This is a genomic window from Streptomyces sp. ISL-36 (genome assembly GCF_018614205.1).
GTDB lineage: Bacteria > Actinomycetota > Actinomycetes > Streptomycetales > Streptomycetaceae > Streptomyces.
Window position 1 is genome coordinate 18,759 of sequence record NZ_JAGGOS010000152.1, and the last position, 8,468, is coordinate 27,226.

General features: G+C 69.0%; 4 protein-coding genes. All 4 read left to right on the top strand.

The features are described from left to right. Positions 1 to 253 precede the first annotated feature (253 nt). The 4 genes from metH to J7E93_RS32430 all read left to right on the top strand — a co-directional run bounded on the left by metH (position 254) and on the right by J7E93_RS32430 (position 8,408). Positions 254 to 3,763 carry a methionine synthase gene (gene metH / locus J7E93_RS32415; RefSeq protein WP_215073608.1) on the top strand — a complete coding sequence of 1,170 codons (3,510 nt, stop codon included), beginning with the start codon at positions 254 to 256 and terminating at the stop codon, positions 3,761 to 3,763. 175 nt (positions 3,764 to 3,938) lie between these two features. After that, positions 3,939 to 4,637 carry an HAD family phosphatase gene (locus J7E93_RS32420; protein WP_215073609.1) on the top strand — a complete coding sequence of 233 codons (699 nt, stop codon included), beginning with the start codon at positions 3,939 to 3,941 and terminating at the stop codon, positions 4,635 to 4,637. A gap of 521 nt (positions 4,638 to 5,158) precedes the next feature. Then, positions 5,159 to 6,748, top strand: a complete 1,590-nt coding sequence (locus tag J7E93_RS32425) for an ABC transporter substrate-binding protein (protein WP_215073610.1) — start codon at positions 5,159 to 5,161, stop codon at positions 6,746 to 6,748. A 76-nt stretch (positions 6,749 to 6,824) separates the two neighbouring features. Then, a complete protein-coding gene (locus J7E93_RS32430) occupies positions 6,825 to 8,408 on the top strand; it encodes an ABC transporter substrate-binding protein (RefSeq protein ID WP_215073611.1) in 1,584 nt (527 codons plus the stop codon). Positions 8,409 to 8,468 lie beyond the last annotated feature (60 nt).

The window sequence follows — 8,468 nt, forward strand, 5'->3', positions numbered from 1 at the left end:
CGGTGGATCCTACGGACAGGATCCCGTGGATCATGCTGTTCGACAATGCTGAACACTATCGGTCGATGTCGACCACTCGTTACCTGGACAGTGTCGTTCAAGAACGGGCGTGACCGGGAGTCTCCGCACACAGAATGCCGTCCGGCCCGTGGGACGCCATGTCCACCCCGGCGAGTCCGCGGTTACGCTGGCCCCGTGCACCCTCCTCCGAAGGTGCAAAGCCGACAGCCGTCGCATCCCAGGGAGCTCATCCATGGCCTCGTCGCCAACCCCTTCCGCCGACAGCCGGAACCGCGCCGCAACCCTCCGCGAGGCCCTCGCGACCCGAGTGGTGGTGGCCGACGGAGCCATGGGCACCATGCTCCAGGCGCAGGACCCCACACTCGAGGACTTCGAGAACCTCGAAGGCTGCAACGAGATCCTGAACGTGACCAGGCCGGACATCGTCCGCTCGGTGCACCAGGAGTACTTCGCCGCCGGCGTGGACTGCGTGGAGACCAACACCTTCGGCGCGAACTTCGCGGCGCTGGGGGAGTACGACATCGCCGAGCGCGTGTACGAGCTCTCCGAGGCCGGCGCCCGGATCGCCCGCGAGGTCGCCGACGAGTTCACCGCCTCCACCGGACAGCAGCGCTGGGTCCTCGGCTCCATGGGCCCCGGCACCAAGCTGCCGACCCTCGGCCACGCCCCGTACACCACCCTGCGCGACGCCTACCAGCAGAACGCCGAGGGCATGCTCGCCGGCGGCGCCGACGCGCTGCTCGTGGAGACCACCCAGGACCTGCTGCAGACCAAGGCGTCCGTCATCGGCGCCCGCCGCGCCCTGGACGCCCTCGGCGCCGACGTACCGCTGATCTGCTCCGTCACCGTCGAGACCACCGGCACCATGTTGCTGGGCTCCGAGATCGGCGCCGCGCTCACCGCGCTCGAGCCGCTCGGCATCGACATGATCGGCCTGAACTGCGCCACCGGCCCCGCCGAGATGAGCGAGCACCTGCGCTACCTCGCCCGCCACTCCCGTATCCCGCTCTCCTGCATGCCCAACGCCGGACTGCCCGTCCTCGGCAAGAACGGCGCGCACTACCCGCTGACCCCGGCGGAGCTCGCCGACGCCCAGGAGACCTTCGTCCGGGAGTACGGGCTCTCCCTGGTCGGTGGCTGCTGCGGTACGACCCCCGAGCACCTGCGCCAGGTCGTCGAGCGCGTCCGCGACCTCACCCCGACCGTCCGCGACCCGCGGCCCGAGCCCGGCGCCGCCTCCCTCTACCAGACGGTCCCCTTCCGCCAGGACACCGCCTACATGGCGATCGGCGAGCGGACCAACGCCAACGGCTCCAAGAAGTTCCGCGAGGCCATGCTCGAAGGCCGCTGGGACGACTGCGTCGAGATGGCCCGCGACCAGATCCGCGAGGGCGCGCACATGCTCGACCTCTGCGTCGACTACGTGGGCCGCGACGGCGTCGCCGACATGGAGGAGCTCGCCGGCCGCTTCGCCACCGCCTCCACCCTGCCGATCGTCCTCGACTCCACCGAGGTCGACGTCATCAGGGCCGGCCTGGAGAAGCTCGGCGGCCGCGCCGTCATCAACTCCGTCAACTACGAGGACGGCGACGGACCCGACTCCCGCTTCGCCAAGGTCACCCGTCTGGCCCAGGAGCACGGCGCCGCGCTGATCGCGCTCACCATCGACGAGGAGGGCCAGGCCCGCACCGTCGAGCACAAGGTCGCCATCGCCGAGCGGCTCATCGACGACCTGACCGGCAACTGGGGCATCCACGAGTCGGACATCCTCATCGACACCCTCACCTTCACCATCTGCACCGGGCAGGAGGAGTCCCGCAAGGACGGCATCGCCACCATCGAGGCCATCCGCGAGCTCAAGCGCCGCCACCCGGACGTCCAGACGACCCTGGGTCTGTCCAACATCTCCTTCGGCCTCAACCCGGCCGCGCGCATCCTGCTCAACTCCGTCTTCCTCGACGAGTGCGTGAAGGCCGGTCTCGACTCGGCGATCGTCCACGCGAGCAAGATCCTGCCCATCGCCCGCTTCGATGAGGAGCAGGTCACCACCGCCCTCGACCTGATCTACGACCGGCGCTCCGAGGGCTACGACCCGCTGCAGAAGCTGATGGCGCTCTTCGAGGGCGTCAACACCAAGTCGATGAAGGCCGGCAAGACCGAGGAACTCCTCGCCCTGCCGCTGGAGGAGCGCCTCAAGCGCCGCATCATCGACGGCGAGAAGAACGGCCTGGAGACCGACCTCGACGAGGCCCTCACGACCCGCCCCGCCCTCGACATCGTCAACGAGACGCTCCTCGACGGCATGAAGGTCGTCGGAGAGCTCTTCGGCTCCGGCCAGATGCAGCTGCCGTTCGTGCTCCAGTCCGCCGAGGTCATGAAGACGGCCGTGGCGTACCTGGAACCCCACATGGAGAAGACGGACGCCGACGGCAAGGGCACCATCGTCCTCGCCACCGTCCGGGGCGACGTCCACGACATCGGCAAGAATCTCGTCGACATCATCCTCTCCAACAACGGCTACAACGTCGTCAACATCGGGATCAAGCAGCCCGTCTCCGCGATCCTGGAAGCGGCCGAGGAGCACCGGGCCGATGTGATCGGCATGTCCGGACTGCTGGTCAAGTCCACGGTGATCATGAAGGAGAACCTGGAGGAGCTGAACCAGCGCGGCCTCGCCGCCGACTTCCCGGTCATCCTGGGCGGCGCCGCCCTGACCCGCGCCTACGTCGAACAGGACCTCCACGAGATCTACCAGGGCGAAGTGCGCTACGCCCGGGACGCGTTCGAGGGCCTGCGGCTCATGGACGCCCTCATCGCCGTCAAGCGCGGCGTGCCCGGCGCGGCGCTGCCCGAGCTCAAGCAGCGCCGGGTCGCCCCGCGCGCCACGACGGTCGAGGCCGACGAGCCCGAGCCCGGCGGCCGTTCCGACGTCGCCACCGACAACCCCGTGCCCACCCCGCCGTTCTGGGGAACCCGGGTCGTCAAGGGCATCCAGCTCAAGGAGTACGCGAGCTGGCTCGACGAGGGCGCCCTCTTCAAGGGCCAGTGGGGCCTCAAGCAGAACCGGACCGGCGACGGACCCTCGTACGAGGAGCTGGTGGAGAGCGAGGGCCGCCCGCACCTGCGCGGCTGGCTGGAGCGCCTGCACACCGAGAACCTGCTGGAGGCGGCCGTCGTCCACGGCTACTTCCCCTGTGTCTCCAAGGGCGACGACCTGATCATCCTCGACGAGGCCGGCAACGAGCGGACCCGCTTCACCTTCCCGCGCCAGCGCCGCGGCAGGCGCCTGTGCCTGGCCGACTTCTTCCGCCCGGAGGAGTCCGGCGAGACCGACGTCGTCGGCCTGCAGGTCGTCACCGTCGGCTCCCGGATCGGCGAGGCCACCGCCAAGCTCTTCGAGTCGGACTCCTACCGCGACTACCTCGAGCTGCACGGACTGTCCGTGCAGCTGGCCGAGGCGCTCGCCGAGTACTGGCACGCCCGCGTCCGCGCCGAGCTCGGCTTCGCGGGCGAGGACCCCGCCGACGTCGAGGACATGTTCGCGCTGAAGTACCGGGGCGCGCGCTTCTCCCTGGGTTACGGGGCCTGCCCCGACCTGGAGGACCGGGCGAAGATCGCCGACCTGCTCCAGCCCGAGCGGATCGGCGTCCACCTCTCCGAGGAGTTCCAGCTCCACCCGGAGCAGTCCACCGACGCGATCGTCATCCACCACCCCGAGGCGAAGTACTTCAACGCCCGCTGAACCCGTTCGGCGCACGGTTTCAGCGTGCGCCGGGCCCGTCCGGCGCACGCCAGGGAGTAAATCCCCGCGTCCCTCGTGATCGGGACGTACACTTGTCGGCCCAGTGCAGGCCGGTCTCCCTCCCCGTACCGGGGAGGGAGACCGGCCTTCTCGTCCCTCCATGGAGGTGTGCCGGATGACCAGTACGGTCCCCGCGTCCTTGTTCCGTACCAGCGGAAGCTCCGCCCTGCAGGCGGTCTTCCTCGACATGGACGGCACCCTCGTCGACACCGAGGGCTTCTGGTGGGACGCCGAAGTGGACGTCTTCGCCGACCTCGGACACCGGCTGGACGAGTCCTGGCGCGACATCGTCGTGGGCGGCCCCATGACCCGCAGCGCGGGCTACCTCATCGAGGCCACCGGCGCCGACATCACCCTCGCCGAGCTCACGGTGCTGCTCAACGAGAAGTTCGAGCAGCGCATCGACCAGGGCGTCCCGCTGATGCCGGGCGCCGAGCGGCTGCTCGCCGAGCTGGCCCACCACAACATCCCCACCGCCCTGGTCTCCGCCTCGCACCGGCGCATCATCGACCGGGTCCTGGCCTCCCTGGGCCGCGACCGCTTCACCCTCACCGTCGCCGGCGACGAGGTCGTCCGCACGAAGCCGCACCCCGAGCCCTACCTGACCGCTGCCGACGGGGTCGGCGCCGACCCCGCCCTGTGTGCCGTCATCGAGGACACCGCGACGGGCGTGGCGGCCGCCGAGGCGGCCGGCTGCCGGGTGGTCGCCGTCCCCTCGGTCGCGCCCATCGCGCCCTCCCCGGGCCGCGTCGTGGTCCGCTCCCTGGAGGACGTGGACGTCCCCTTCCTGCGGACGCTGATCTCCGGGCCGTGACCCTTTGAGGTTTCCCTGAGCTTTCTCCGTCACCGCATTTCCCGAAAACGCCGTGACGGAGACGCAGGGCACACGACCGCGCATTGTCCGTGACCGCGACCGTGAAATGAATCCGCCCCCGCCGAAAGCCCGCCACGTGACCTTGGTCACGCAGCGTGCCGGTCGGCGGGGGGCGGCCCTGCGCCAGGTGTCCGGATCGCGGTGGTTGTGCCCTGCCCGTGTGTCCCGATTCGCCTCATCGCGTACGAAACGTACCTGCGCATGACTATCGGGCCCCCCGCATTCATGATCACTTTCCGATTACCCGTACAGCCGCCCGCGGTCCGGCAATACGGCGTCGCCCACTAATCTTTCGCGAGTACTTCGCCGCACCTTCCGAGTGCCCCGGCGCCCCACCCAAGTCGCCGCGAACACAGGACCGATCGCACACCATCCCGGCCCGATCCTCCGCCCCGACCGGGCGGCAGCGGCGGAGTTCCGTACCCGCTGTATCCCAGTGCCGGATGAGGAGAACGTCCAGGATGAACCGCAAGCCTCTGGTGCTGCCGGCCGTGGCCGGTCTGCTCGCCCCCCTGCTCGTCGCCTGTGGCGGATCGGACGAGACCAGAGCCATCGTCGTCGGCACCACGGACCAGTTCCTCGCCACCAGCGAGGCACCCGCGCCCCTCGACCCGGCTTTCGCCTACGACACCGGCGCCTGGAACATCCTGCGGCAGACCGTGCAGACCTTGATGCACGTCCCGCGCGGCGGCGGCGAGCCCGTGCCGGACGCAGCGGAGAGCTGCGCCTTCAGCGACCGGGCCAGCGAGAGCTACCGCTGCAAGCTCCGCGAAGGGCTCACCTTCGCCGACGGCACACCCGTCACCGCCGAGGACGTCAAGTTCTCCGTGGAGCGCGTGCTGGCCATCAAGTCCGACAACGGAACCGCCGCCCTCCTCGCCAACATCGACGCCGTCGAGACCAAGAGCGAGCACGAGATCGTCTTCCACCTCAAGACGCCCGACGCGACCTTCCCGTACAAGCTCGCGACCCCGGTCGCCGGCATCCTCAGCAAGAGCAAGTACAGCGCCGACAAGCTCCGCGACGGCTTCGACGTCGACGGATCCGGCCCGTACACCATGAAGGCCGAGCGCGACGGCGAGCGCATTCTCAAGGTCGTCTTCACGAAGAACGAGAAGTACAAGGGCGACGTCACCCTGCGCAACGACAAGGTCGAGCTGCGCTCCTTCGCCGACGCCGAGACCATGAACAAGGCGCTCGAAGACCGCCAGATCGACATGATGACCCGCTCCATGTCGCTCGACCAGATCACGGAGCTCACCGAGAAGCCCAAGGAGGGCATCGAGCTCACCGAGGTCCCCGGCCTGGAGATCCGCTACCTCGCCTTCAACACCGCCGACTCCTCCGTCGAGGACAAGGCCGTCCGGCAGGCCATGGCCGCCGTCGTCGACCGCGGCGCGCTCGTCAACGAGGTCTACGGTCAGACCGCCCAGCCGCTCTACTCGCTGATCCCCTCCAGCGTCACCGGCCACTCCACCGCCTTCTTCGACACCTACGGAGAGCCCAGCACCGCCAAGGCGCGCTCCATCCTGCGCAAGGCCGACATCACGACGCCGGTGAAGCTGACCCTGCACTACACCACCGACCACTACGGCTCCGACACCAAGAAGGAGTTCGAGGCGCTGCGCGAGCAGCTCAACGCCACCGGCCTCTTCGACGTCACCGTCCAGGGCACCGAGTGGTCCAAGTTCCGCCCCGCGCAGAAGCGCGGCGACTACCCCGTCTACGGCCTGGGCTGGTTCCCCGACTTCCCGGACCCGGACAACTACATCGCCCCCTTCCTCGACGCGGACAACTTCCTCAACACCCCGTACGTCAACACCTCCGTCCGGGACCAGTTGATCCCGCAGTCGCGCCGCTCGGCCGACCGCACCGCCGCGAGCCCCGCCTTCGGGCAGATCCAGAAGATCGTCGCCACCGACGTGCCCGTCCTGCCGCTCTGGCAGGGCAAGCAGTACGTCGCCGCACGTGACGACGTCACCGGCGTCGAATGGGCGCTCAACACCTCCTCGGACCTGCTCCTGTGGGAACTCGGCCGCGGCACCGCCTGACCCCTCAACCAGCTCGGTTACAACCGGCCGCGCAGGGCGTGCGGCCGGCCTGGCAAGAGATCAAGAGGCACGTTCTGTGAAGCACAACAAGTGGCTGACGGCTCCCCTCGCCGCGGGGCTGTCCGCCGCCCTGCTCAGTGGCTGCGGCGCGGAGCAGGGCGAGGGCTCCGCGAGCTCCGGGGACAACGTCCGCGTCGGCATGTCCGACGAAGTCCTCGCCACCGACCCGGCGGCCGGATACGACCCCGGCTCCTGGCTGCTGTTCAACAACGTCTTCCAGTCCCTGCTCAGCTTCCCCAAGGGCACCACGGAACCCGAGCCGGAGGCCGCCGAGAAGTGCGACTTCCAGGGAGGCAGCAAGGTCTACCGCTGCACCCTGCGCGAAGGCCTGAAGTTCTCCAACAGCAACCCGCTGACCTCGAAGGACGTCAAGTTCTCCTTCGACCGCGCCCTGAAGATCGACGACCCGTCCGGCCCGGCGCCGCTGCTCGCCACCATCGACTCCATCGAGACCCCGGACGACCTGACCGTCGTCTTCCGTCTCAAGGCCCCCGACGCCACCTTCCCCAGCAAGATAGCCTCCGGCGCCGGCTCCATCGTCGACCACCGCGAGTACCCCGCGGACGCACTGCGCACCGACGGCAAGGCGGTCGGCTCCGGCCCGTACAAGCTGGAGTCCATCAGCGACACCGAGGCCGTCTTCTCCGTCAACTCCGGCTACCAGGGCACCGCCGAGCCCAAGAACACCGGCGTCACCCTCAAGCTCTACCGCGGTGACCGCGCCGCCCTGTCCCAGGCACTCGCCGACAACGACATCGACGTCGCCTACCGCGGTCTCGCCGCCGACGAGGTCGCCTCCCTCGAAGCCTCCGCCGCCGCGGGCGAAGAGGGCTTCGAGGTCGTCCAGGGCAGCAGCGCCGAAGTCCAGCACCTGGTCTTCAACGTCGACGACCCCGTCGTCGGCAAGCTCGGCGTCCGCAAGGCCATCGCCTACCTCGTCGACCGCGACGCGCTCGTCCAGAACGTCTACCAGTCGACGGCGACCCCGCTGTACTCGATCGTCCCGGCGGGCATCGCCGGCCACAACACCGCCTTCTTCGACACCTACGGCGACCGCCCCGACGCGGCGAAGGCCAAGAAGGCGCTCCGCGAGGCCGGCATCACCGACAAGGTGAAGCTCACCCTCTGGTCCACCCCCAGCCGCTACGGCCCCGCCACCGACCAGGAGCTCAAGGCCATCGCCGAACAGCTCAACGCCAGCGGCCTGTTCAAGGCCACCGTGCAGTCGGTCGAGTTCGAGCAGTACGAGAAGGACATCGAAGCCGGCAAGTACGGCGTGTACGTCAAGGGCTGGGTGCCCGACTACCCCGACGCCGACAACTTCACCGCCCCCTTCTTCGGCGAGGGCAACGTCCTCGGCAACAACTACGAGAACACCACCATCACCGGCAGCCTCATCCCCAGGACCTCGGCCGCCGCCAACCGCACCGACACCGACCAGGACTTCGGCAGGCTCCAGGACCTGGTCGCCGAAGAACTGCCGATCCTCCCGCTGTGGCAGGGCAAGCAGTACGCGGTCTCCCGCGACAACATCACCGGCCTGGAGTGGACCCTGGACGCCTCGACCGTCTTCCGCTTCTGGGAGATCAAGAAGAGCTGACCACCCGCGAACGATGAAAGGGCCCGGCACGCACCACGCGGACGCTGTTGGTTAATTCGG